Source organism: Clostridium sp. AM34-9AC (genome assembly GCF_003480225.1).
Lineage (GTDB): Bacteria > Bacillota > Clostridia > Lachnospirales > Lachnospiraceae > Acetatifactor > Acetatifactor acetigignens.
In genome coordinates this window covers 48,797-72,907 of the sequence record NZ_QUIU01000021.1, presented here as the reverse complement: position 1 = coordinate 72,907, position 24,111 = coordinate 48,797, and the positions used below count along the sequence as shown (strand labels likewise).

Sequence of the window (24,111 nt, the reverse complement as noted above, 5' to 3'; positions counted from 1 at the left end):
AGCGAGTTAACAAGAGAAAAACAAAGATTATTATGGGAGGTGACAAGAGATGAATTTTGAGTGTCTGCTCCTCAGTGCCAAGGACGGAAACGAGGATGCCATTACGGCGATCTTACAGATGTATCGACCATTGCTGCTCAAGTATGCTATTATTGACGGCGTGCTGGATGAGGATCTGTACCAGGAATTGAGCATTATTTTGTTGAAGGCGATCAAATTGTTTAAGATTTAAGTCAATGAGAAAGGCTCCGAGATCATTACGGCCTCGGAGCCTTTCTTACTGACTTAAAAGGGAGAACTGCTAAATTTATATCCACTGCCCAGTATAGTGCGGATATAGCCACCCTTTGGCGTATCCGGCGTCAATTTACGCCGGATCTGACCGATGACACTGGCAACGGCAGTGCCGCAGTTTTCACCGTCTTTGCACCATATAGCTTCATAGATTTGATAGGCAGAAAATACCCAGCCAGGATGGCGAGCCAGATATGCAAGAACTGCAAATTCATGGTAAGTCAGAGTAACAAGTTGACCGTTGCAGGATACAGTTTGCTCCTTTAGCCGAATTTCAAGGTTTGGAAAGGAGAGGCTGGTGTTAGAGGGTGGGAGAGCAATATGGTCAAGCTCTGGTTCGTTTGCAATAGTTTCTATAATTTTATTGAGTATGTGTTCTTCGTGGTCTGCAACGGATAATATTAAAAATTTGCCCATATTGTTCACATCCTTTCTTCTCCTTATGCGCATAAGCAGTGGTTCTGTTTTTGGCAAATCTTAAATGAGATGGGGGATAGTGCCAGAGACTTTTCTATTTGTAAAAGGTTGCTGAATATAGAGACTTCAAAACTCTGGGACTGGGGCTATTTGTTCTAATGCTTAAATATCACCTTACCCAGAATTAAACTTATAACCATAGCCAATTACAGTTTTTATATACTCGCGCCCCTTGCAATATGGTTTTAGCCTTTTGCGTATTTGGAAAATTGTATTTTCTACTGCGTGCAAATGGTTATTTGTAGGCTCATGCCAAATCTTTTCATAAATCTGCTCTTTTGTGAATGTGGTTTGAGGAGATTGTTGCAGCAGATAAAGAACTTCAAATTCGTTTGTTGATAAATAAACTTCCTTCTGTTCTAATATTACACAATGCCGGTTAACATCAATGTGTAAGGTGTGACTTGCTTGCTTCAATCCCCAAAATTTTAGTGCCATTGTCCGGTCGTTTGCAATTTGTGCAAGCAGCAAGGATAATTCGTTAAATTTTCTAACTTCTCTCAATTTCTTATATAGGTTGACAGTTATCGTACTCCCGTATATGTCCTTATCAAAATCAAAAATATGTGTTTCGATTGAAACAGAATCATCATTATCAAGTGTAGGGCGTGCCCCAATATGAGTAACACCATAATATCTCTTGTCACTTAAAAGAATATCTGCCACATATACCCCTGTCTTTGGCAAAAATGTATTTTTTGCTATTTCCATGTTTGCGGTAGGTGTCCCCACATGCTTTCCAATACCCCGGCCGTGTATAACGATTCCCGTTAGTGTGTAAATAGGCGCATTCGTATTTTCTTTCATTTCGATCCTCATATAATTCCATTCATTGATAGGATGATCAAAACACAAGTCACAATGATGAAATTTGCCAGTATAAGTAGACCAGTATGTTGCTGCCTTGTGTCTTTTTCCAAAGTAGAAATATATCCACTTTTTCTTAAAGCGGTAACTATGGGCTTATACAGTAAAAAGGTAATGGATGCATTTAACCCGCCTTTCAACAAGTTAAATGGAAGAAAGGCAGGGAGTAACAATTCCACAACCGCTTCTCTTGGATACCCCATATAAAGTGGTGTTACCAAATAGTTCCACAGCAGCATAACAATAACCGTTATTAGCCACCCCGATGCCAGGCCAATCAGTGCACCAGATAGAGTGTGCTTTTTTTTGTAAATGATAGACGCCGTACACGCAAAAGATAGTGTTTGTACGATATTCATGATACAACCTAATATTCCGGTATCGCTTACTGTAATCATTTCAAGGGTTGCCACAATGACAGATACGATACAGGAAGTCATCGGTCCCCAAATAAAGCCGCCCAAAGTTACAATAACATCTGATGGGTCATACTTTAAGAATAGAATAATCGGAATCCTGCCAACAACCATGGTGACATAAGTGATTGCACATAGCATCCCAATAGCGGTGATTCTTTTTGTTTTACTGTTCATAATTGCTTTCCTCCGTGACAAAAAATTAACACCCAAAAGAAAAGGTCTTTCAGGTGTTAACATTATAATTAGGCCACAGAAAAGAAAGTAAGCCTCTCAAAATCTGCGGAAATCTAACCATATCTTCTTTCATCCAGACTATACTGTTGGTTTTGGAATTACACCAAATCGTGCGTTTTACGCTCGCGGACTTTACCGCCAATCGGGAATTTCACCCTGCCCCGAAGACACTTTTATTCAGTTGTTTCCTCGCAATTATAACATCAACCACTTTTGGAAGCAATGAGTTGAAGAAAGTTCGGAAGCATTTCGGAAATCATCTTATACTCAGTTACAGTTTTTCATACGAAACTAAGTCGGTGAGTGGAATCCTCAGATGGTCATGTCTTTCTGTATCTGCAGCTTCTTCATTTCCATAACCGATTACTAAAATATTGATTGGCTCTAAATTATCGGGCAAATCAAATTCTTTCCGGATAACATCAGGCTGAAAGTAACATACCCATACGGTACCTAAACCTAATTCTGTTGCCTCCAACATCATATGGTCTGTTAGGATAGCTGCGTCAATGTCTCCGGTTTGCTTTTGGTCAAATGGGCGAACCCATGCTTTGTTATGATCTGCACATACAATAATTGCAAGAGGAGCATTATAAATATTTGCCCCTTTGCTGATTTTTTCCAGTCCCTCTTTGCTTTCTACTGCAATTAAGTGAACCGGCTGTAAGTTTGCTGCTGTTGGTGCAACATGAGCAGCCTGCAGAATTTTATCAAGCTTCTCTTTTTCTACCTTTTTGCTGCTGTAATTGCGTACAGAATACCGTTTTTTTGCAATCTCAATAAAATTCATCATGGTCAATCCTTTCTTGGTGCTGTATAATTTAGTTGACATATTCAATCGTCGTACTAATTTTAACATGGTGCAGTAGAATAACAAGATTGCACTTTTCAGGTAGATACTTCCCTCAAAGAAAGTACCCAAAAAGGAGTGAATTTATAAAAATGAATTATCAAAAAGATCAATTTAGTTGTCCAGTGGAAGCCACACTTTTTCTGATTGGAGGAAAATATAAACCTCTCATTCTTTGGCATTTGATAGAAAAACCTTTGCACTACATGGAATTACAACGCTTAATTCCAAAAGCCACACCTAAAATGCTTTCACAACAACTTCGCGATTTAGAAGAATGTGGCATGATTCACAGAGAAGTAATTCCAGAAAAACCACCTAAAACCTTGTATTCACTTACCGCCTTTGGAAAAAGTATCATTCCGGTATTAGATTCTATGTGTAACTGGGGAATACACTTTCTTGAAGGATTGGATATTACACCGCCTTGTGGTTCAAAACTGTAAATAGTCTATTTGGGGAAGAGTAGACTGCCGTTTGTCGAATTTATATATGTTTTTTTCAAGTAACACAGGAAGCAATACTTGCAGCCTTATTTTATATAAAAAGAAGCGCCGGACAGAGCCAATAAGCCTATGTCCGGCATTTCCTATATCACGGATTCAAATTTATATCCACTGCCCAGTACAGTGCGGATATAGCCACCCTTTGGTGTATCCGGCGTCAACTTGCGCCGGATCTGACTGATGATACTGGCAACGGCAGTGCCGCAGCGTTCACCGTCTCTATCCCATACGGCCTCATAAATCTGGCTGGCTGAGAATACCCAGCCAGGATGACGAGCCAGATATGTAAGGACAGCAAACTCATGGTGAGTCAGAGTAACAAGTTGACCGCTGCAGGACACTGTCTGCTCCTTCAGCCGGATTTCCAGATTTGTAAAAGAAAGAATGTTGCAAGGGAGAGGAGGCGCAATATGGTTAAGCTCCGGCTCGTTTGCGATAGTTTCCATAATTTTATTGAGTATATGTTCTTCGTGGTCAGTGACGGATAATATTAAAATTTTGCCCATATTGTTCGCCTCCTTTGCTTGGGGTAAATGCGGAAAACTGCTGCGCCAGTGGCCGCCAACAGTACCAGAATCAGCACAGCAAATAGACAAAAGCTCCTTTATCCACCTGCTTTCACTGATAAGGTCATTCTAAAACCTAAATGTCCACGAAATATTAGAAAGTTCGGGCATTTCAAAAAATAGTATTCTACTCAACCGTTTCAATCGAATCCACAATACTCATTTTTGAAATTTTCCGTAGTGGAATTGCTGTTGCCAGCAAGCAAGCTCCTACTGCCAAGAGGGTTGCTTCAAGAATGGGCATGACAGGGATTGCAACAAGCTGGATAGTGTCGCTCGTGGCCGCCTCAATGAAGATCGTACAAACATATCCCAGTACGCTTCCGATCACAGAGGCAATGACTCCGTAATATGCACCTTCCCAAAGAAAAGTTTTATAAAGGCTACCGGAGCTCATTCCAATGGCCCGCTGCATACCGATTTCTGTTACTCTGGTGTGAATATTTGTGTAAACGGTATTGATGATATTAAGAATACCGATCAGGCCAACGAAAAGGATCAGCCCCCATGCCAGCATTTGAATCTGTGCAAAGCTCTCTTTCAGTTGCTGGTCGCTTTCTTCATACGACAAGAATGTTGTCCCCGGCGTCCTATCACAAAATGCCTCGATAAATGTATCAAAAATTTCCCTGTCTGCGCCCTCGTTCAGCGTAGGCAAAAACTCTGAATAGGTATCTTTTCCCGTCAGGCGTTCATAGATAGCATCATCAACGATCACCTGAACACCATTTGTGAAACCGCCATTTCCAATACCAAGATAACCGTCATAGCCATCCAAGGTTTTCAAAACATTCAGCTCCATTCCCGCAACACAGATGTTTTCTCCGGCCTCTATATTTGTAAATTCAAGAACATCTTCGCCGTAGCTCATGGGAATAGGATTCCTTACTATACAGGCGTTCCCTGATTTCAGTTGTCCAAGCTGTTCTTCTGGTAATTGATCCCCCATAAAATAATCCCAATATTCATCGTTCAATCCGACAACCTGAAAAGTTTCACCGGGTTTCAGTTGAAATTCAAGACTGATTTCATCGAGCAGCCCATTTTCATTTTGTTCGTAAAGCGAAAATTGTATGGCGGCTACACTTTGCACAGCTTCATTTTTCCGCAAAGTGTTCAGATCATCTGTGGTAAATCCAACACTTTCATTTGTGATCTGATAATCTCCTAAATGGTTATCTTGCAGTGCGCTTGCAGCGTTCAGGAGAGAGGAAAACCCTTGCAGCGCTATAAAAACCGTGATACTCATAACAAGGGACAAAATTGTAATTGCAGTACGGCCTTTATTTCTCTTTAAGTTCAGACGGGCATAGTATGCTTCAAAATTATGGATTTTCTTTGTTTTACGCTTTCTGCGGCGAATTTTCAGATTTGTTCCAGACATCGCCATAATGGGGGATACCCTTGCGGCTGATCTGGCTGCTGGCAATGCTGCAAACAGCGCAAACGCCAAAGTGATTGCTCCGCTTAAAACCAGTAAGGTTCCATTCAAAGAACTGTTCTCTGCTATTAGAGTTTTCAATTCAGAAGCATCCTGAACCAAGAACAATTCAGGGGAAACCAAGCCGGTAGCTGCCTCTAAAATTCCTCTGGCACTCAAGAAGCCAAGAAGCATACCAATAGGAATCCCAATCAGGCACAATAGGATTACTTCAATTACAATGATCTGATAAAGCTGTCCTTTTTCGCCTCCAATAGCCCGAAGTGTTCCATATCCCTTTATCCGTTTTGATACAGATATTTTCAGAATGTTGTAAATCACAAGACCAGCAGCCAGCAAAATCAAAGTACCCACTAATATCCCTGCGACTGTCATAAAAGAGAATCCCTTATCATTAGCACCCTCGGAATTTGCAGTATAGGAAATTCCCAAGGCGTTCAAATATACAATATTGTAGCTGGTATCAAGCTCATGGATGTTCAATTCCTTATTGATCTCATCGACAACTGCTTGAAAATTCTTTTTATCGGCAGTCCGAATATCCACATTGTAATAAATATAAGATTCCGGTAAAAGTTGTTCGGCAGTTCCTTCCCCTACAACTCCCATAACAGTGCCGCTTGTATATCCTAAGTAGTTATTTTTCAATATCCCTGTAAGAACAAATTCCGCTGTATAGGAATAGCAGTCCGCAATGTTGTGGCGAAGATTTTTTTGCAGTGAAAGTGTAATCTTATCTCCAATACTGCCCTCAAAGCCAAGATATTTCAGAATATCTTCCGAAAGCGCTATTTCCATCGGGGCTTCCGGCAGACGACCTCCTTCTACACTGGTACTGGACGGATAGATAGCGGCATTGTCATCCAAATATTCCATCAAACCAAGGGTAAGAGATGGGGAGAGTTCTAAACTTCCCATATAAATAGATTTCCCTACATAGGAAAGACGCTCATCCTGTTCCAGTGCGTGAAGCTGATCTGCATTCATCTGCAAAAAAGTGGCATATCGGTTTCCTCCGATAGCGATGGCCTGCTGTTCCCGCATTGCACTAAGTACGCCAATGGATTGTCCTACAATGGTTGTCATCATAGTAGACAGCACAACGGCAATCAAAATAAGAATAGAAGTGACTTTTTGGGACAGTAGTTCTTTCAATGCTAATGTACGATAAGATTTCATTTCGCTGTCACCTCCGTAAGCACACCATCTACAATCTGAAACTGCCGGTCTGCCATTCGTGCAATACGGCTGTCATGGGTAATGACAACGAGAGCTTTCCCCATCTTTTTCCATACATTTTGAAGCAGTTCCATGACTTCGCCGCCGCTTTTGCTGTCCAGATTTCCCGTAGGCTCATCAGCAAAAATTACATCCGGCTTTGCAATCAAAGCGCGGGCGATAGCTACACGCTGCTGCTGGCCGCCGGATAACTCATGGGGCAGATGTTCCAAGCGGCCCTGAATGCCAAGCAGTTCTGTAAGCTGTTTCAGGTATGCTTCATCCGGTTTTTGTTTATCCAGCAAAAGAGGCATGATAATATTTTCTTTCGCCGTCAGAACCGGAAGCAGATTAAATTGCTGAAAAATAAATCCAATCCGTTTCCGGCGAAATGCCGACAACTCCTTATCGCTGTAACTGTAAATATCTTTACCATCGTAGGTCAGCGAGCCGGAAGATGGCTTATCCAAGCCGGAAAGCAAATGAAGCAAGGTGCTTTTTCCGCTTCCAGATGGTCCCATAATAGAAATAAAATCGCTGGATACAATTTCGAGATTCGCATGATCCAAAGCCACTACTCGGTTTTCACCGTCACCATAAATCTTTGATAAATTCTTTGCCTCAATATTCATAAAAAAACACTCTCCTTATTTGTGGTATAAGGAGAGTGTAAATGATAAATCTCAAAAATCGCTCAAGGATTACACAAAATGAAAAATAGCAGTTGCGGATGCACCGCCCCCAACCCTATTTTCCAAAATCAATCGGCCACCATGTTTTTCACATAAAATTCTGCTGCTGTAAAGCCCCATTCCGAAATGTGAGGAATTACTACTTGTCGTTTCAAAGGGGTTTGGCCCATTCTGCATGAGAGACAGCGGATAACCAGCACCATCATCTTCTATATTCAATGTCATAGAATCATTTTGCAGCGTTATTTGAATAGAGATTGCTTTTTCTGCAAATCGCGCCGCATTTCCAATCAGATTTTCCGCTACGGTAAGAAATAGCCCGTGATCTATACAAACTGTTCCGCCTGATGGTACTAAAACAGAAACTTTTTTGGATAGCGCTAACAGTCGTGCTGTTTCCTGCAATTCACTCTGCAAAACTGATAGTCTGATTTCTTTTGGCTTAACAGAGAGTTGTTCCAACTTTTGAACACTGCTCATAGCTTCTACATACTGCTCGATCCGTAAAGTGTAACTTTCCAGCCGGTCTATGGTCTGTTCGTCCTGAATACCTTGCCGCAAAAGTTTTACACTTCCTTTTAATACCGTAATCGGGTTACGCAGATCATGGGAAAATGCGGCATTGAGCCGTTTGCGTTCCTCGGCCTGTTGCCACAACAGCCGATTCGATTTCAGAAGTTCACTCCGCATTTCTTCAAAGGCAGCACATAGTTGTCCCATTTCATCGTTAGACAAAATCGGCAGCGAAAAATCCAGATCATTATTCTGAATCCGCATAATGCCATTTTGCAGGCAGGAAATAGGCTGTTTCAATTTGAGATAATAAAAAAGAAAGACTGAAACAATCAATCCGCCTACTGGAAAAAGAATACAGGAAACCGTCTGCACAATGTTTAGGGTAGCTAAAATACGCTGTTGTGACACCGTAGGAGACGGCAGAGGTACAACAGAGCCATCCGACAAGATTTCTACACCGCCTAAAGGATAATGGTTTTCAATGCCTCGGCAAAGGAAGATAACTGCCCCAAGCAGGAGAAATGCCGCTGCCAAACAGGAGAGGGATAATAGCAGGAAAGATTTCTTTAGTCCCATATTTTTTAGGCGTTCCACCGATAACCACACCCCCAAACCGTTTCAATGTAATTGTGCAATGTATGTGCTGCAAATTTAGCGCGTATTTTCCGAATGTGCTCCATAATTGTATCGCTGTTTCCGTCCCCATCCAAGCCCCACACAAGCTCATAAATTCGCTCGCGGTCAAAAACCTGTCCTGCATTGAGGGATAAAAGTTCTACAATCTCAAACTCCCTCTTAGATAGCGGGATGTTCAGATTATTGATTGTAACTGTTCGGGCGGAATAATCCAGTATCAATTCACCAAAGAAGCGCACTGCCGAATTATTTTGGCGTCGCTGCTCCCGGCGCAGATGTGCGGCAATACGCGCCCCCAATTCATCCAAATCAAAGGGCTTGACGATATAATCATCCGCCCCGGCCTGAAATCCAATGATCTTATCGCTGGATTCAATACGAGCAGTCAAAAAAAGAATGGGACAGGCAATGTGTTCCCGTATCTGCTGGCATACAGTCAGACCATCCATTCCCGGCATATTGATGTCCAATAAAATTAAATCTGGTTTGCAGGCTACTTTTTTGAGCGCTTCTTGTCCGCTATAAGCAGTCAGAATATCATATTGTGTTTGAAAATAACTCTGTATCATATCAACAATACCGCGTTCATCATCAACGATCAGTAATTTAGGATTCAAAATCATGCACCTCCGTTCTTTATATGATATATGATAAATCTCAAAAAATCCTCAACTTCCTTTGCTTTTGCGGATATTATAACAGGCAAATGTCTGCGAAATATTACAACGGACAGATTTTGAAAAATATATTTCTTCATAATTATATAGCGGGTTGACTTTTGCAACAAGCTTTTATAAGTACATAGCAAAATAAATAACTATTTCATAGAGAAAAACGCACTGGATACAGAGCTGATAGGCATACTGTATCCAGTGCGTTGCAAACTTTTAACCTTTCAGATAGTAATGCACATAGGCATTATAATCTCGATGCCGGGTGACTAGCCGCAGCCAGATATAAAAGTGGGCAGTTTCCGAATACAGATTGAATTCGGTGGGCTCGCTGGTGGGCTGGGCGTACCCTCGACAGAACCGTGTCAGCGTGTCCAAATTCCGAAACTCCGGCAGTTGGAACAGCGCATTCTGAAAAGCATCAATTTCACGGGCAACTTCCAGAACAGGCGTATCCTTTTGGCACTGATGCCAGGTGGTCCACCATTTCCATCCATCATAATCAGAACGGGAATAGGCTATCTCGCTGGCAGGACGGGAGCCTTGCTGAAACAGATATTCAAAGGTGCAGGAAGTAGTCAGCAGCGGATCTTCAAAATCGGTCCGCTGCTGGCTCAAACCGTTTTTGACAGCTGCCCATTCTGTTAGGGGGAGTGGGCAACGGTTGGCATCACGCAGGGCTTCATCCATACCGCACGCCTCGCAGATATGGACATCTGCATAGCGGCTCAGGGCGTTGATGACCAGCCTGCGGTCCAGCGGCTGACCACACCGAAGACACAAGGGTGGTTGCGCTGCCTCTGGGGTAAACAGCAGTTTGTCCTGCTGCCATACGGTTTCCAACAGGGATTGGGGATAGATACGGATCTTCATGATGATGTCCTCCTATTTTACTACCTTTAATATTCGTACCGATTCCTCCGGTCTTCAGACCAGGGAGGGTAGACACGCAATTCCTCCTGAAACATGGTCATCAGTTCGGCAGCCATGTCCTCTTTACGCCGGTAGATGCGCTGCTTTTTCGTACCATCGGCATAGCGGATGGTAGTCTGGAGTGCGGGTCCTTTCTGTGTGAAGATGAATTTGCGGCCATGAGAAGGGTCAGACGCCTCGATCCAGAGGGGCAGGGTGGTGGAAACCCCATCTGGACACCGCCAGCCGCTGTAATCAGTGTAGCTGAACCCATTGATTTCTCGTGCCAGCCGGCGCAGGGCAAGATATAGCCGCTCAAAGCGGCGCCCCAGCTCGCCTTTCTGATGCCGGATGTAGAGGGTGTGCCCCTCATGGTCCAGGGCGTCCAATTCTTTGCCATAAAACAGGTATTCAGGGTAAAGACGGCCATTCGATTCAAGAATTTGTCCGGTAGGTTCCGCAAGGTGATTGTTTGATAGCCAGACCGGAAAAAGTCCGTCTGCGGCTTTTATATTGATGAAAGCGCAGTGGTCGGGGCGGAATCCGGTTAAGTTGGTGGTAAGGGTTTCCCAAAAAATCAGGATGCCGTGATCCTTTTCATAAAGTTTGATGGCGAGATTGCCGTTGGGATATGTACTGATTTTCAAAGTCAGCTGGGCTCGGTGTTCGCCCAGCGTAAATGCGAGAGTATTCATAAGCGTTTTCCTCCAAAGAAGCACCAGACGCCTGCAAAAATGCAGATTGCCGGTGCTTCTTAGTGTGTGTTCCGAACAAGGAAACCGGAGCAGGGAGAGGAATGCAGTTCCTCTCTGGTCATCGTCAGCTACACAGCCAAAGTCTTTGACTCGAACTGATAGCGCAGAACCTGAGCCAGCTTTGTCCTGTTTTCACAAGTAATGCGATAGGTAGGGCCATAGTTACGCCCCTGTTCATCCATCCTTCGAATGGAAATGTTAAATCGGGTGCCCTCCTGGGTGATCCACAGACGCCTGCCCGTGGCAGCATCTTCAGCAATAATCCATAAAGGGCACTGCATGGTCATGTAGGTTTGGGGGTAAGCACGCCAGCCGCTGCGGTCATGGTAACAGAAACCGGGGGTAGTCTGCCTCCTTTCATTCAGTACATCATAAACTGCCTTATATTTCATGCGCTGCACCGCCTTTCAAAGTTTTTCAGGTAGCCTGCATACCCTTCCGGGTCCAGCTCCTGCAGCCGGTTGGCACGAAAACGATATTCAGGATAGGTGCAGAACCCACTCTGCATGGTGCGACCGGTTGGGATAGCCAGACCATGTCGTATGAGCCAGGTGGGAAATTCCGAATCGGCATTGGTGTCGATAAAGGCATGGTCTTTTTGCCGTTGGCCGGGCAGGTTGACGGTGAGAGTCGCCCAGGGTTCCGGGTCACCGCTTTCCCATGTCACCATTTGTATGGCAAGGTTTCCATTCAGGTAGGAAGTCACCTGCAGCTGGATGGGGTGCGTGGCACCAAATTTCTTGTAAGGCAAGGTAACAGGTGCAGCATCGGTATCAGGCTCTCCGTCCTCTACGCCCAGTTCCCAACTAAGGGACAAAATCTGGCTCTGGCTCAGCGTGCGGGTATATTTCTTTGCGTATTTTGGCTTGAAGAGCAGGGCACCGTCCTGCAGGAGCAGCTTTCCTTCTTTTTGGTCCTGAATACAGCGCAGGCCATGCAGACGGGGCTTTGCGCGCTCCACCGCATCGTGGATCTTTGGATGGTCAAACCATATGGAATACTGTACGGCTACATCGAGATTAGGATGCTCCTGAAAGCGTGAGCATAGGAGATCCAGCACCTGTTGACAGACTTTTCTTCGTTTCTCCAGCATCTGACGTTCGTTAAAGGTCAGCGTGAAATATGAGAAATCCCGTTCGGATGCGTTTGCGGCGCCGTTAAAGGGATTACACCAGAAGTACAGATCCCATCGGTCGCTGCCATAGGACACAGGGATATTTTCGTCATACTGGTAGCAGACAAAGTCCTGTGCGATGGCTTCCATGACGGGTTTCATTGCTGCGCTGCTCTCCAAACTTGCCTGACGGATATACTGCTCCCATTCTTCGCGGGTGTGGCTGTCATAAAACTGTTTGTTTGCTGCTGCCTCTGCTTCGGTGCATAGAGACTGCAGGCGTAGGGAGTGGACGTCTTCTTTGGCATAGCCTTTTTCAAACCATCTGGTATCAATATTCATATGAGAACGATCTTCGTGAATTTTCATTTTGCATCCTCCTTGTGTATAGTTGCTGCATTTTTTGACGCAGTGTGGTCATTGGTCTTTCCAGTCATAGAGCCGACCATTCTTTCAGACTGGCGATATACTGCCTCCATGCCTGCTTGGATTCTTCAGCACGCTTCAACTCGGCAAGCTGTTCTTCCGGCGACAGGGCTTCAAACTCGCATTGGCGGCAGTCTCTATCAATATCCTGAAAGATGCGGTTCAGGATGGAGAGAGCCAGCTCTGTAACAGTGGGGCTGTGTTCATCAAGTGCCTTGCGGCCTTGACGGAACAATTCCAGATAGCGTTCATATTGCTGTTCGCTGATAAATTCCCAGCCGTAGGCTTCCTGGATGTCGCTTTCGCTATGGTATTGCATAGCTGCTTCAAATTCTGCCTCGCGGTCTGCGGCTTCCTTTTCGATGTGCCGCTTGAGCTTGGCGCGGATGCGCTCCAAGTCTTTGAGCAAAAGCTTGCAGGCTTTGGCCTCCATGAGATAACCGTGTGCTTCGCTGTTTAGATATTGCTGGGATGTATTTTTCATGCGGCAGCTTCCTCCTTGGATTTGGATTGAACAAAGAGCAGGAACCCTTTGCTGGTATCCTCCAGAAGCTGCCATGTACCATCCCGCCAGACGCAGGCGGTTGCATCATTGTAGACTTCCGGCGTCTTGGGCGGGTCGTCAAAGCATTCCGGCGTCACATAAAGGCACATATGTCCCATATAGAAGGGCTGCAGAGCTGCTTCTATCTCTTTGCGCAAGGCAAGGGCGAGGGATTCGATCTCGTCAATATCCTGACGCTGAAAGGCAGCATCTGAAATCTGTTTGAGCCGCTTGGTTTGCTTCACAGCTGTATCGATATAGGGTACAGCCTCATCAAAGTATTTGTGTTTGATCCGCATACCGTCAAATACCAGAAAGCGGGTATAGGCGGTAGCGGCTTTACAGATGTCTTGCCGCAGGGCATCAAATGGTTTTTTGTACTTGGTTTTCAGCACCTCCATGGATACGACCTGCAGATTGCGCCGCAGGGTTTCCAGATGGTTCACTAAAGTGGTGCGTAGTTCATCTCGTTCCATAGGCATCCTCCGTGGGTAGCTTCCGGGCGGCTATCCGCGCCGGAAGTGGCGGCAGTGCTTATGCACATTGGCGTGGATAAACGCAAAGCTCTTGCAGGCCAGCAATCGGTTCCGTTCTCTGGAAGATTGCCGGGCAACGCTTGCATGATACTTTTTAACAGATGTTTTTATAGGGTTATTCGAGTTCAGGTTCCCAAGGGGTATCTTCCTCATAAGGCGCAGCCTCCTTTTTATTGTCAGCGGACTTGTTGGCAGCCTGTACTGTCAGCAGAAGGGCATCTTCCCCGACATCGCTGCTGTGGGACTTTTTGGCTCGTTTCTTTTTGCATCTTTCCACGGCTTTGTCATAGTCGTAGCCGATACCAGCTTGCAGCTTATCCGCAATTTTACGAAGCTTTTCGGCATGGTACTCATAGGTAGCACGATGGAATCCAGTCAGCTCCCACTGATCGCACACCGATTCCAAAAGCCGGACATAGTCCCGCAGTGCGTTGACTGTTTTGTAGATATCGCCATAGCAGGTAGTAAAGGTATGGACGCCATCAAGATTCCGAAAGCAAAAAATCAGTTCTTCCCCCAAAAACTGTTCCAGTTGGACTGATTGTGCGATCATTGGCCGAAAAGATTCCTGGGGCAGTTCGGGCAGTCTGTTCTCATCCATTGCTATCCTCCTCATGTTCCGGTATTGGCGGCTGTGGGCCTAAGCCTGCCGCAAACATCTGCACAGCGGTACGGTAACCAGAGGCGTATGCCTGCTCCAATACAGCAGAATTGCGGCATTGTACCGCAGTCTGATACTGTTCAAAAGCGATGGACGCCTCGCTGGAGAGCAGCGGAAGCAGAGCTTTTTCTTTCTGTTGTACTGTCTGGTTAAAAGGTGTGAAGCGTTTATCGGGCTTGAACACATCTGCTTCATATTCGCCGTAATAGAGCGAAGTGAGAAAGCGTGGGTCTGCCGGAAAGGATATAGCAGATGGTGCAGGGCGGGAAAGCGCCGCCGCAATGTCTTTGAGTGTGTTAATCAGTGCGGGGAGCTGAACATTAAAAAATCTTTGCCCCATTGCTGTTTCGTGTAAATTCATAAAATAAGGCCCCCTTTCTAAAAGCCATTTGCCTTTTACTGTTCCCCGGCAATCCGGTGCAGGTCTGCTAACAGGTGTCGGTTATTCTGCTCATACTGAGGCTGAAAAGGCTGGTCTAAATCAAAATTGTAATAGCGGTAGTAGAGTACCTTGAATACAATGCCTTGCCGCATGGCAGGGTCAATGGCGCGCATCAGTTTGCCCAGTTCGGTGGCAATCTCATATTCCCGCTTTACATATTCTTTGTCTTCCCTCTTAAAATTCTGATACAACCAGTCCTTGACGGATACCCGGCTGCCGGTAAAGTGGCTCCGGTGCCGGTCCAGACACAGGCAGTATTCAAAATCACGGCCACGCTCCCCTGGACCTACGGTAAGAGGATAGATACGGCAGGTACGGGTACGGGCAGGGTAGACGGAACAGCGCCCATCCATAAGGAAGATACAGGAGCCGTTTGGGGCTTTTGTCTTGAGCATATAGATAGGGAAGCCTTCTTCGGTCAGAGGTTCCGGATCGCAGTAGCGGAACAGGAAATCCTCTATTCCTTCGATGAGCTCACCTTTTGTTCGGAGATAGCGAGCCAGACGGTAGGCATCCAGACTTTCCACCATTACACAGCCTTCAATATTGCGGCAGCATGCCCCGCATTGACGGCAGGAAAAGGGAAACTGGTCTTTGGGGCGGACTGGTTGGATCTCATTCATGATTTCTTCATTCATTTTGTTCCTCCATAAAAAGAGCCGTGACGGAATGGTATCCGCCACGGCCAGAACTTGTGGAATAGTCAGCGGGAGCCGGCTGTTCCAAACCATTTACAGTCCCTTCACGCACATGCGGCCAATCTCACAGGGAGCGGACTGACAGCCGCCAGCGGAAAAGGGGACATGGACAGATGGTAGTGGGAGTTCTGCGTTTCAAAACGGACGCAATCCTCCGACTCCTCCAGAATCGTCACCACACGCGAAGTATGGTAGATGTTTCCTCCGGCGTGCAGAAGCGCACCACGCCCAACAGACAGCGGACGCAGCAGAGAGCCATTCAAAACGATCTGTTTCTTTTCTTTCTTCATTCGGTTTGACCTCCAATCTTTTTGAAAATGTGGATGTAAGGGTATTTCTTATCTGTAATGGGTTCATCCATAGCAAATGTCCAGCAGTACATCGTGGACTTCAGCCAGCAACTCTTTAATGCGCCGCATGGGAACCTTCTGGGTGCGGGCAATCTCACGGAGACCATAGCCGCCCTGTTTCAGATGAACAATATCCATTTGCTGCTTGGAGACTCTGCCGGCCAGCTCGTGGAGCAGAAGATCCATTTCCAACTGCTGCATGATTGGGTCATGGGCAGGAATGGTATCTTCTAAAGGTGCACCATCGGGATATAATCCGACGTGAATACTGAGAACCTCCATATTGCGCTTGCGGCGCTCCTGGGTGCGGAAGTAATCATAGAGCCGGAATTTCATTTGTCGTGTGGCGATTGTGCTAAAAGAGAATTTTTGTGCAGATGGAGAGTTGAAGTAATCTTTTACTGCCTTTAAATATGCGAAAACAACCACATCATAAAATTCATCTTCCGGCAGATGGTTTTCATTCAGGAACTTGTAGACCAGTCCGTGATGATCAGTGGCAAATGCCTGTTGTTCTTTGGTTAATGGTACTTCACATAACATTGTGTTTTCCTCCTTAAATAAAAAAAGAGGGATACCTCCGGTGTGTTAAACCGAAGGCATCCCTTTGTTCATGTGTCATGTGGCGCAGGCCACATCAGAATACTTATGCGGGCAGCTGCTCGCAGTCACCATTGATCTGGCTGACAGTATAGTGACCGTCTGCCGGCTCGTTGGTCATGGCGCCAGGCTCGATTACATAATCGCAGCCGGTGTCGCGCTGCTCCTCAGTGATCTCGGCACGCTGCTGGAGCAGGAGTTTGATCTGCTCCTTAAAACTGTTGGCGTAAGCCCGGATCTGAGCCAGCTCCTCGCCCTGGAAATCCTGCAGCAGTTTGAAGGTAGCAACACTGTAGTCATTGGTGCCGTTGTTCTCACGCTTGAGACCAATCTGCACGATACTGCCGCAAGTGGCGCGGCGGCGGAGCATGAAGGCCCGGTTCAGAAATTCCTTGAAGGGCTTGATGCTGGTAGGAGGCAGATTTACCTGCAGAGGCATGTACTCACCACTGCGAAGCAGGTAGAGCACACGCATATTTTTACAGGCTTTTCCTTTGCTGCCATCAGGTGCAGAACCAAAGCGGTTCATCACGCAGGCAGCACAGGCGCCTCCGGGAGTGCCGATGCCAACCTTGCCATCCACAGAAGAACAAAGCGGCGTGGTATCGTCGTCATATTCGCTGCCAGCCGGCCAGTAGGCGCAGGTGGCGTGGTTATGTAGAATGACGCCTACCAGATTCTTTTCATAGTCGGGATTGTCCGGATCATCGGACGGCATCTCAAATTGGAGTGTGCCGCCGGCGGGAATCTTGACACGCTGAAAGCTCATCTGCAGACCATCGGCGTCCTCAGCCAGTTCCTCGGCGCTGAAATCGCCTTCGATCATAGTGGGGAGCATGAATTTTTCCTGTTTCATCAAATCGCTGTTCTGATTATACATAGTGGTTCCTCCTTAAAAATTGTGATGGTTGCAGATGGTCAGGCGGCCATCTGATTGATACGGTTCCACTGCTGTCGGGGCATGGACAGGATATTGTATCCGATCCCCTCCAGGGCAGTGGCGCGGTCATAGCTGTCCACATCCTGACTAAAGCGTGTTACGGCATTGGATAGCCCATAGAGGGTCAGATCTTTGCCTTCAATCAGACGCTGCAGAACGCCGGTGCTTTCTTCCTCGGTGATATTGAAATCCTTGCTTGCCAGACGGACAACGCCGGGAATATCAGTGGTATTCATCTGAACGGTTGTGGCTTCACGCATCATGCCAACTACCCGTGTAAACCGCGTTTCATCCACGGCGGCCATCACGGTATCTTTGATCTTCATGGCAAATGCGTGGTCATCAGCGGCCAACGTCTCCTGTGAGAACAGTTGGAAGTTTTCATCTGCCTCATTGACCCGGCCGATGTGAGTGCGGCGAGTCTGGGCATCGTTGACGACCATGCCGTTACTGCATACCAGCCGATAGACCAAAGGCTGGATGTTGACGGAACCCAGTCCAACTTCACTATTGCTGATGATAACGCCGGACTGTACGATGTCACCGGGTACAACTTCGGCTTCAAGCCGCTTGTTGACTACCTTGATGTACATACGGCTGTCCGTGATCTGGCAGCTTTCAAAATAGGCGTCCTCCATTTGCTGAATGACAGGAAGGACGATTTCTGCAATGTCCAGATTGTCAATGCGGCGATAGCGGTTGCTCAAAAACGCCCGTACAGTGCCATCCAGGGTGCGGACCATACGCTGGGTCGGTTCCCGCTGGAACCAGGAATTCACATTCTCTGCCAGCAGTTCCGGATAATCGGAAAGCATACGGTCATAGTAAGCAGCCGGAATCTTCAGATGTGTGCCGATCTGCCGATGGGCAATCTGGTTGATCTCCAATGGCTCCACCAGTGGGTCATCGTGGTCATCAAAGGTGTGGAGATAAAGTTGAGAACCAAAAGGTTCTACTTGAAGTCGCCTGGTATCAAGCAAATAGTCTTGCTTGAGTTTGGATTGGCGTTCAATCTGCTGTGCCATTTCCACGATGGTAAGTCCTGATTTCATTCGTCAAGTTCACTCCTTTCTCTGTGTTCCTTGGCATCAGAAGCATTACCAGGATACCTGAATACCCTGGGCAGTGACTTCAGCCGCCAGACCATTGCTTTCCAGTACCTCTGCCAGACGGGGCCAGTAGACCTTCTGGGGAAAGTTGTTCAGATGCTCCTGAGAAACAGCATCTTCGCCCTGCTCAATGCAGATATCACCGTCTTCCCGAAGCGTCAGTTTGCTGTGTCCACGGGAATTAAGGTCGGAGATCAGTGCTTCCAGTACAGAGCGTCCCTGCGTTTCATACCAGATACGGGGATCAACAGGCTGCCTGTTCGGAGGTGTTGCATCATCCTCGTTTGTTTCTCCGCCGACCTTGGATAGCGGAACGATCTTGACCATATCGCATTTGATATTGGCGTTCTGATCCAGTGTCACATCAGCGTGATCAAACTCGTCAATGCCAAACACACGGATGCGGCCGGTACCGCCATTGCGGATCAGCTGCTCCGGCTGCTTTTCACACCACTCGAAGGTGGCTTGCGGATAAGCGGAGCGCAGATATGCCAGAATACGATGGTTGGTGTGGCGAACCAGCAGTTCATCGGAGCTGGTGCTGCCCAGGTCAGGGATCTCAAAACTTCTTGTTTGGATGCCTTCTGCATGGAGCCGTCTGGTGCGCTGCTGACGCTGGCGATGCCGTTTAGCCTGCTGCATATAGGGGAGAAGCAAGATCAAAACTACCCACAGTCCCCAGAGAGTGAAAACGCCCAGAAGTAGCCAAACCTGCCAGGGCCCACGTACCAGAGCCATAATTGCGATGACCGCACCAATCAGGATCGTGATGCTGCCGCTCAAAAATCCTTTGTCATTATTCATGTTTGATACCATCCTTTTTTCTGAATTTGTTGGAAAACAAAAAAAGAGGGACCGCACCAAGCTTTCAGTTTCATTCTGAAAAACTTGATACGGTCCCTCTTGGGCGCCGAAGTAAACTACTCCGGCAGGGATTCACGGTCGCCGTCCAATACCTCTGTGAGAGGTGGTGCGGGTTCCGCAGTAATGTCCGGGTCATTCTCCTGTCTGTTCGCTGCGGCGGGCTGTTTGGGGAGGAAACCAAAGTCATTTAGACTGACCTTCAGCTTCTTTTCCAATTTACCGTCCTTCATGCGAACATCTACCAGCCGCTGTGAGCCGGCAAGCCAGATCATACTGCCTTTTTTGACCTTGAATTGCATGAGCCGGGTGACATCTGCATCCCAGGCCCATACCTGATAGAACTGCGTCCAGTTTTTGGTGCGTTCCATCAGATCAAAGCATACATAGCTTTGTTTGGACTGGCTTTCTTTGGGTACAAGGTCGTTCATGACGCGCCCGAACACAAAAATCTGTGCCATAACACTCCTTTCTGCCATTGGCATTATTATCTATATAAAAAAGTGCCAGCAGTTTTTCGGCCCTTAAAGGGCGCAAAAAATCACTGACACTTGCATACAAACTTAACAGCGTGTGCAATGCAGGCTTTTGGCCTACGGTACAGATCAAAAAGATCTGTATTCCCAAATGGGATACGCACAAAAATCAATTACAAGTTCAGTATAGCACTGTATCTTGTGCCTGTCAAGATGTAAAACGCTATATATAGATTTATAGCCAGCGACAAGTACGATATGTAGTAGTTGAAAAGGTCTTACTCTGTAAGATGGTTCATAATACGGTAGTAGTCGTCCAATAGGTAGAACTGCGTTTTTGTTGGAGATGCAGTTTGGTAGTCAAAGATCAGACCATATAGGCTGCCGGTGCCATCCACTCCCAGGGAACCAAACCAGCAGGACATCGTATGGCCGTTGAAATACCATAGCTGCAGGTCGTTATATTCCGATTCAGTAACGAGTCCTTTGCGTGCCAGCCGAAGGGCGTCATCTTCATTGATCAGAGGATGAGACAGAAAATCGCGGTAAAGAATATCGGACATACCAAGCGCCTGCTGGTAGGTAAGCGGGTTGGGATTGTCCAGCCACCAGCGGGTCAGCGCTTCAAAGTCATGGATGACTGGGCGGGGCGTAAGGCTGCGGAATTGTTTTAAAAAAGCGATTACTGTTTTCGGAGCAGCTGGAGCCGGTACAGGTATTTCCTGCACACAGTCATTGAGAAAGGCAAACGCGATTTTTTCACCGGTTTTGTCCTCCAGCATCAGTCCGAAGCGTGACAAAGGAGCGAGCAGGAAATGCTCTAGCGCAAAGTTTTCTTCCAGAAAGCGATAGACTTTATATTGTTCGATGGTGTGGGGCTTATACATAGGAAACCCTCCTTTCCTTGATCTACCCAATAAATAGGGACAGAAGGAATGTATTCTGCAAAATATAAGGAAATCAGGCGTTTGTCATTGTGATTTGCAAAATGCCCTTTAAGAAAGCGAGGTGGCTCAAAACCACCTCGCATTTTTAGGATTCAGAGGACGGATCGGGATGCTCCTCCGGCTCGCTGATTGCTTCATAGCCCAAAAAGCTGTTCGTTGAAAGTGCTGCGTCCAGATAGTCATTTCCAACGACAGGCCGTGACCCTTTCTGAAAGTAAAATCGGTAGGGCTCGCCTATTTTAAGCAGGGCCGATTTACTGAGAAGCAGTGTGATCTCTATGCCATGGCTGTCTATCAGATGTACTTTGCGGTAGCGGCGGAGCATAGGTGTACTGATACCGGCGCAGATGCCTTCCACTACCTCGTAGTTCTTATGTGTTGCAGTCGCCCAGATCCCTCGACAGGATATAAGACAGGCGCAGAGTACGACAATCCCCAATGCCAGCAGGATATGATCTTTAGTCGCCACACAGATGATGACGCTGATTCCCGCACTGGCGATTCCGGCCAGCAGAGTGAGCAGAAACTTTCGCTGCAATACAGTGGGAAAAAGAGTCCATTGTTTCATCATGCTCATACCCTCTCAAAGATAATCTGCTGCCGCAGATAAAGATTGGCAACGGCTAATGTTACCGGCTTGCTGCTCTGGCTGATTTTGACCATGCTTGCAATGTTGTCACTGGTGGTCGTTTCATCTCCGTAGAGGGAATCCAAAAGCGCACATTCATTGGGGAGGCGGGAAATATTTTTATCTATGCACTTGATGATCTCTGCAGTGGAGAGCAGGGCTTGTCCGGCAAGGCGCATGACCAGAGCTTCGTATTTGGTGCGTTTATCTTTCTGGAACAGTTTCCGCGCAGCGGATACCGGAACATGTGCCAGCAGCGTCAGCTTGACAAAAGAGGCGAGCCGGAGGAAGAACGGTCCGCTGGTTGGGATAATGCTGAGCGAACCAAGCAGGTCATACAGAGCATCGTATTCTGTTTCACCGCTGCCGGATACCAGAAGACCGCGGGTAAGCAGTCGGTTTGTACAGTCTTCCCAAGAACGCTCGGTACAGTAACCGGATGCGGTGGCTAGCTTTTCGTATTCTTGTGCGATGTCATCCCAGCGCAGGATTCTCCAGTTGAGCATGCTCCAAATCACCATTTCCTGCATATCGACCATGTATTCCTGACCGCCTAACAGGATGATTGGACAACTGCGGTTGCAGCCGTTTGTCCTTCGTTCAAACCGGCCGACCGCAGTGTATAGGGTTTTGATTGCCATATTTCGATACCTCCTTTTTATACATATCCCTTACTGTTATTGATGCTGATTTTCAACAAATCAAAGCAGGCAGGTTAAAAAGTCAGGGTCATTGCGAAGTTTTTCCAGGGAGCGGGAGATCCAGGCGCCCACATGGGAAGGAGGGACTTGATAGAGGGCGGCGATGTCTGTAATGCGCATTCCCTGAACCTTCAGCGCCAGTGCTTCGATGCCAAGTCTGGCAACGCCCTGATAGTTCTGTTTGCTGGCTTCCAGCAGATCAAGGGTCTCCAGACGAGAAAGGTGGGAGTCAAAATGGTCATCCGGCTGGTCTACCTGCTCTCCATCTGCGGCCAGCTCGCCCTGTTCTCCGATGATCAGCCGACTGACGTGCCGCCCCTGACTACAGATTTTTCGGCAGTAGGAGAGGAGTCCATTTTTCACAACCTTTTTGGCGTAGGTTGAAAACTGCGCCTGTCCGGCATTGTAGGTAAAAGCGGCCTTGCAGAGCCACAGGCATCCTTCCTGAAACAGATCTCCATACTCCAGACCACAGATGCCGGGATTTACATGGATGTTGTTGACAATGACCCAGTGAACGATGGATAGGTTTTTTTCTACCAGTGTCTGCTGGTCTTTGGTAAGCTTAAAGTTTTGCTTCATCAGGCTTCACCTCCGTTCAGGCAGCACGCCCGGATGTGTACGCCGGAGCCTGCTGACAGAGGGAAATGACTTGCTCGCACATATATTCGGAAAACTGGCCGATGTGGGTCTGGTGTGCATCCAGCCCCAGTTTGGCTTGCAGCCAGATATAGACCTCCCATTTTTCCATATGGCAGTCCTGCTGCAGTTTTTTTAGGGCACGATGGGCCAGAATGCGTTTGTGGCGCAGATCGCCATTCGCCAGTGTCCCCATGGGGAGCAATGTGCGCTCATGAGCACTGACATAGGCATTGCAGGCCGGCCATCTGTCGCAGACATACAGGTACTTCCCTCTGGTTTGCGGGGTAGATCCATACACAAGGCTTGCAGGTCGAAGAGAAGCGTGCGCATGACAGTACGGACATTTGATTTGCTTTTGTTTCAATAAAATCACCTCCATTACGCGCCGATGACGGCGGCATTGCGTCTTAACAGGCAGAATCATCCGAAGTAGGTATCCCGGTCTGGGCATAGCTGTAAAAACGGACATACATGGTCCGAAGAGGTATGCCATTCCAGAAACTTGGTATAAGCAGTCCGGAACGAGCGGCACTCCAGAATTGCAGAGCATTCTTCGGGGTCCACTGCTTCTCCACTCAGCTTCCGCACTGTCTGGACGGACAGAAAGATCGGCTGACAGCTTGCGTCTGCTGCCATCAGGAACCCCTCACAGGATGCCTGCCGGATCATTGGACAAAGTGAACCGCTGCAGCGGATGAACAGGGCGTTGCGCCAGTTACCCCGGACTGCCTGCAGAAAGGAATAGAACTGACACGGTTTTTGATTCATGCTTTCACCTCCGTTATTCGTTATCTGCAAATAAAAAAGGGGGCCAGCTGCAGAAGTTCTGCAAACTGGCCCCTGATTTGGTGCTTAGGAGAACAGACTTTCAATCTCCTCAGTGATGCGGGGGATGACCGTATCGTTGAAGATGAGGGTCAGAGCCGCCAGGAGCAGCGCACCCAAAACTACGGCGATAATGATCTTGACGGCGTCCGAAATGTAAAAATCGCCGCGCTGATTGGACAATGCCATACGGCCGCGGTTGAGCAGATAGTTGGCTTTGCTATAGATACGGGTCGTGAATTTTCTCATGGGTAACCTCCTGTTATATGTTTGATGATTGAGTGGATAGGTATATCAAGTCCACCGTCTGTTAAGCGCGGCGGATAGGCTTGATCAGATTGTTTTTGTTGGAACGGGGCCGGTTCGGATATGCTTTAGGCCGCTGGAACAGCAAGCAACGAAAGCGGCGTTTTTTGGTGCCGGTATCATTCGGCGGATAAAATTTCTTTTTGGGCATAGGCATTCTCCTGTAAAAAATGAAGCCGGGCTGATGAAACAGTCCGGCTCAGTTCAGATGAAAAGAAATGATGTGCCTGCCGCTATGGAAAATCGCTTGG

At 47.0% G+C, this 24,111-nt stretch carries 34 protein-coding genes and 1 riboswitch; of the genes, 2 read left to right on the top strand and 32 right to left on the bottom strand.

Annotated features, from left to right (window positions below):
• The first annotated feature begins 49 nt into the window (after positions 1-49).
• Positions 50-232: a helix-turn-helix domain-containing protein gene (locus DW835_RS12765; RefSeq protein WP_118479242.1), complete on the top strand. Its 183-nt coding sequence runs from the start codon at positions 50-52 to the stop codon at positions 230-232.
• Between the two features lie 53 nt (positions 233-285).
• Here the strand turns inward: DW835_RS12765 and DW835_RS12760 are convergent, their stop codons facing one another.
• From DW835_RS12760 to DW835_RS12745, 4 genes are all read right to left on the bottom strand, one after another.
• Positions 286-711, bottom strand: coding sequence for a winged helix-turn-helix domain-containing protein (locus tag DW835_RS12760; RefSeq protein WP_118731265.1), 426 nt, complete (start codon positions 709-711; stop codon positions 286-288).
• Positions 712-885: 174 nt separating this feature from the next.
• Complete coding sequence (locus DW835_RS12755) at positions 886-1,578, bottom strand: riboflavin kinase (protein ID WP_173015233.1); 693 nt, start codon at positions 1,576-1,578, stop codon at positions 886-888.
• Between the two features lie 8 nt (positions 1,579-1,586).
• The gene (locus DW835_RS12750; protein ID WP_118731263.1) at positions 1,587-2,231 is read right to left on the bottom strand and encodes an ECF transporter S component; all 645 of its coding nucleotides are present in this window, start codon (positions 2,229-2,231) and stop codon (positions 1,587-1,589) included.
• Between the two features lie 117 nt (positions 2,232-2,348).
• A riboswitch (FMN riboswitch) is annotated at positions 2,349-2,464 on the bottom strand.
• Between the two features lie 98 nt (positions 2,465-2,562).
• Positions 2,563-3,081, bottom strand: a complete 519-nt coding sequence (locus DW835_RS12745; protein ID WP_080908818.1) for a nitroreductase family protein — start codon at positions 3,079-3,081, stop codon at positions 2,563-2,565.
• Between the two features lie 152 nt (positions 3,082-3,233).
• On the opposite strand from DW835_RS12745, the gene DW835_RS12740 reads away from it, so the two are divergent.
• Complete coding sequence (locus tag DW835_RS12740; protein ID WP_118024187.1) at positions 3,234-3,587, top strand: helix-turn-helix domain-containing protein; 354 nt, start codon at positions 3,234-3,236, stop codon at positions 3,585-3,587.
• 143 nt (positions 3,588-3,730) lie between these two features.
• Here the strand turns inward: DW835_RS12740 and DW835_RS12735 are convergent, their stop codons facing one another.
• From DW835_RS12735 to DW835_RS18055, 28 genes are all read right to left on the bottom strand, one after another.
• Positions 3,731-4,153, bottom strand: coding sequence for a response regulator transcription factor (locus DW835_RS12735; protein ID WP_118501999.1), 423 nt, complete (start codon positions 4,151-4,153; stop codon positions 3,731-3,733).
• A gap of 187 nt (positions 4,154-4,340) precedes the next feature.
• Entirely contained in the window at positions 4,341-6,833 is a 2,493-nt protein-coding gene (locus DW835_RS12730) for an ABC transporter permease (RefSeq protein ID WP_118731262.1), read from the bottom strand.
• Entirely contained in the window at positions 6,830-7,504 is a 675-nt protein-coding gene (locus DW835_RS12725; protein ID WP_069423998.1) for an ABC transporter ATP-binding protein, read from the bottom strand. Before DW835_RS12725 ends, DW835_RS12730 begins: the two co-directional genes overlap by 4 nt.
• A gap of 69 nt (positions 7,505-7,573) precedes the next feature.
• A complete protein-coding gene (locus tag DW835_RS12720; RefSeq protein ID WP_330674600.1) occupies positions 7,574-8,614 on the bottom strand; it encodes a HAMP domain-containing sensor histidine kinase in 1,041 nt (346 codons plus the stop codon).
• Between the two features lie 47 nt (positions 8,615-8,661).
• A complete protein-coding gene (locus DW835_RS12715) occupies positions 8,662-9,339 on the bottom strand; it encodes a response regulator transcription factor (RefSeq protein ID WP_004611621.1) in 678 nt (225 codons plus the stop codon).
• Between the two features lie 264 nt (positions 9,340-9,603).
• Positions 9,604-10,260 (bottom strand): hypothetical protein, encoded by a 657-nt coding sequence (locus DW835_RS12710; RefSeq protein WP_243008676.1) that lies wholly within the window; start codon positions 10,258-10,260, stop codon positions 9,604-9,606.
• A 26-nt stretch (positions 10,261-10,286) separates the two neighbouring features.
• On the bottom strand, positions 10,287-10,994 hold the full coding sequence (locus DW835_RS12700) for a DUF4313 domain-containing protein (protein WP_118731260.1): 708 nt from the start codon (positions 10,992-10,994) through the stop codon (positions 10,287-10,289).
• A gap of 128 nt (positions 10,995-11,122) precedes the next feature.
• Positions 11,123-11,446 carry a hypothetical protein gene (locus DW835_RS12695; RefSeq protein ID WP_118480292.1) on the bottom strand — a complete coding sequence of 108 codons (324 nt, stop codon included), beginning with the start codon at positions 11,444-11,446 and terminating at the stop codon, positions 11,123-11,125.
• A complete protein-coding gene (locus DW835_RS12690) occupies positions 11,443-12,537 on the bottom strand; it encodes a DUF4313 domain-containing protein (RefSeq protein WP_118731259.1) in 1,095 nt (364 codons plus the stop codon). Before DW835_RS12690 ends, DW835_RS12695 begins: the two co-directional genes overlap by 4 nt.
• A 64-nt stretch (positions 12,538-12,601) precedes the next feature.
• Complete coding sequence (locus tag DW835_RS12685) at positions 12,602-13,078, bottom strand: hypothetical protein (RefSeq protein ID WP_050624179.1); 477 nt, start codon at positions 13,076-13,078, stop codon at positions 12,602-12,604.
• Positions 13,075-13,614, bottom strand: coding sequence for a hypothetical protein (locus tag DW835_RS12680; RefSeq protein ID WP_050624180.1), 540 nt, complete (start codon positions 13,612-13,614; stop codon positions 13,075-13,077). The genes DW835_RS12685 and DW835_RS12680 overlap by 4 nt, the downstream gene beginning before the upstream one ends.
• A 175-nt stretch (positions 13,615-13,789) precedes the next feature.
• Positions 13,790-14,275, bottom strand: coding sequence for a hypothetical protein (locus tag DW835_RS12675; protein ID WP_118731258.1), 486 nt, complete (start codon positions 14,273-14,275; stop codon positions 13,790-13,792).
• A complete protein-coding gene (locus DW835_RS12670; protein WP_118731257.1) occupies positions 14,268-14,696 on the bottom strand; it encodes a DUF6809 family protein in 429 nt (142 codons plus the stop codon). Before DW835_RS12670 ends, DW835_RS12675 begins: the two co-directional genes overlap by 8 nt.
• A 35-nt stretch (positions 14,697-14,731) precedes the next feature.
• Entirely contained in the window at positions 14,732-15,415 is a 684-nt protein-coding gene (locus DW835_RS12665; RefSeq protein ID WP_243022920.1) for a YkgJ family cysteine cluster protein, read from the bottom strand.
• Between the two features lie 104 nt (positions 15,416-15,519).
• The gene (locus tag DW835_RS12660; RefSeq protein WP_117497642.1) at positions 15,520-15,765 is read right to left on the bottom strand and encodes a hypothetical protein; all 246 of its coding nucleotides are present in this window, start codon (positions 15,763-15,765) and stop codon (positions 15,520-15,522) included.
• A gap of 63 nt (positions 15,766-15,828) precedes the next feature.
• Positions 15,829-16,368 carry a sigma-70 family RNA polymerase sigma factor gene (locus DW835_RS12655; protein ID WP_117497644.1) on the bottom strand — a complete coding sequence of 180 codons (540 nt, stop codon included), beginning with the start codon at positions 16,366-16,368 and terminating at the stop codon, positions 15,829-15,831.
• A 103-nt stretch (positions 16,369-16,471) separates the two neighbouring features.
• The gene (locus DW835_RS12650; protein WP_117497646.1) at positions 16,472-17,305 is read right to left on the bottom strand and encodes a hypothetical protein; all 834 of its coding nucleotides are present in this window, start codon (positions 17,303-17,305) and stop codon (positions 16,472-16,474) included.
• A 38-nt stretch (positions 17,306-17,343) separates the two neighbouring features.
• Positions 17,344-18,417, bottom strand: coding sequence for a DUF932 domain-containing protein (locus DW835_RS12645; RefSeq protein ID WP_006874318.1), 1,074 nt, complete (start codon positions 18,415-18,417; stop codon positions 17,344-17,346).
• 45 nt (positions 18,418-18,462) lie between these two features.
• The gene (locus DW835_RS12640) at positions 18,463-19,278 is read right to left on the bottom strand and encodes a hypothetical protein (protein WP_050624185.1); all 816 of its coding nucleotides are present in this window, start codon (positions 19,276-19,278) and stop codon (positions 18,463-18,465) included.
• Between the two features lie 116 nt (positions 19,279-19,394).
• On the bottom strand, positions 19,395-19,796 hold the full coding sequence (locus tag DW835_RS12635; protein WP_050624186.1) for a single-stranded DNA-binding protein: 402 nt from the start codon (positions 19,794-19,796) through the stop codon (positions 19,395-19,397).
• A gap of 293 nt (positions 19,797-20,089) precedes the next feature.
• Positions 20,090-20,698: a hypothetical protein gene (locus tag DW835_RS12630; RefSeq protein WP_117497648.1), complete on the bottom strand. Its 609-nt coding sequence runs from the start codon at positions 20,696-20,698 to the stop codon at positions 20,090-20,092.
• Between the two features lie 145 nt (positions 20,699-20,843).
• A complete protein-coding gene (locus tag DW835_RS12625) occupies positions 20,844-21,329 on the bottom strand; it encodes a hypothetical protein (protein ID WP_330593522.1) in 486 nt (161 codons plus the stop codon).
• Between the two features lie 2 nt (positions 21,330-21,331).
• Positions 21,332-22,027, bottom strand: a complete 696-nt coding sequence (locus tag DW835_RS12620; RefSeq protein ID WP_117497652.1) for a hypothetical protein — start codon at positions 22,025-22,027, stop codon at positions 21,332-21,334.
• Positions 22,028-22,087: 60 nt separating this feature from the next.
• A complete protein-coding gene (locus tag DW835_RS12615; RefSeq protein ID WP_117497654.1) occupies positions 22,088-22,669 on the bottom strand; it encodes a sigma-70 family RNA polymerase sigma factor in 582 nt (193 codons plus the stop codon).
• Between the two features lie 16 nt (positions 22,670-22,685).
• A complete protein-coding gene (locus tag DW835_RS12610; protein ID WP_117497770.1) occupies positions 22,686-23,108 on the bottom strand; it encodes a zinc-finger-containing protein in 423 nt (140 codons plus the stop codon).
• A 41-nt stretch (positions 23,109-23,149) separates the two neighbouring features.
• Positions 23,150-23,497: a hypothetical protein gene (locus tag DW835_RS12605; protein ID WP_080908595.1), complete on the bottom strand. Its 348-nt coding sequence runs from the start codon at positions 23,495-23,497 to the stop codon at positions 23,150-23,152.
• Between the two features lie 84 nt (positions 23,498-23,581).
• Positions 23,582-23,803 carry a DUF6133 family protein gene (locus DW835_RS12600; RefSeq protein WP_117497656.1) on the bottom strand — a complete coding sequence of 74 codons (222 nt, stop codon included), beginning with the start codon at positions 23,801-23,803 and terminating at the stop codon, positions 23,582-23,584.
• Positions 23,804-23,864: 61 nt separating this feature from the next.
• Positions 23,865-24,011: a hypothetical protein gene (locus tag DW835_RS18055; RefSeq protein WP_006873413.1), complete on the bottom strand. Its 147-nt coding sequence runs from the start codon at positions 24,009-24,011 to the stop codon at positions 23,865-23,867.
• Positions 24,012-24,111: the final 100 nt, after the last annotated feature.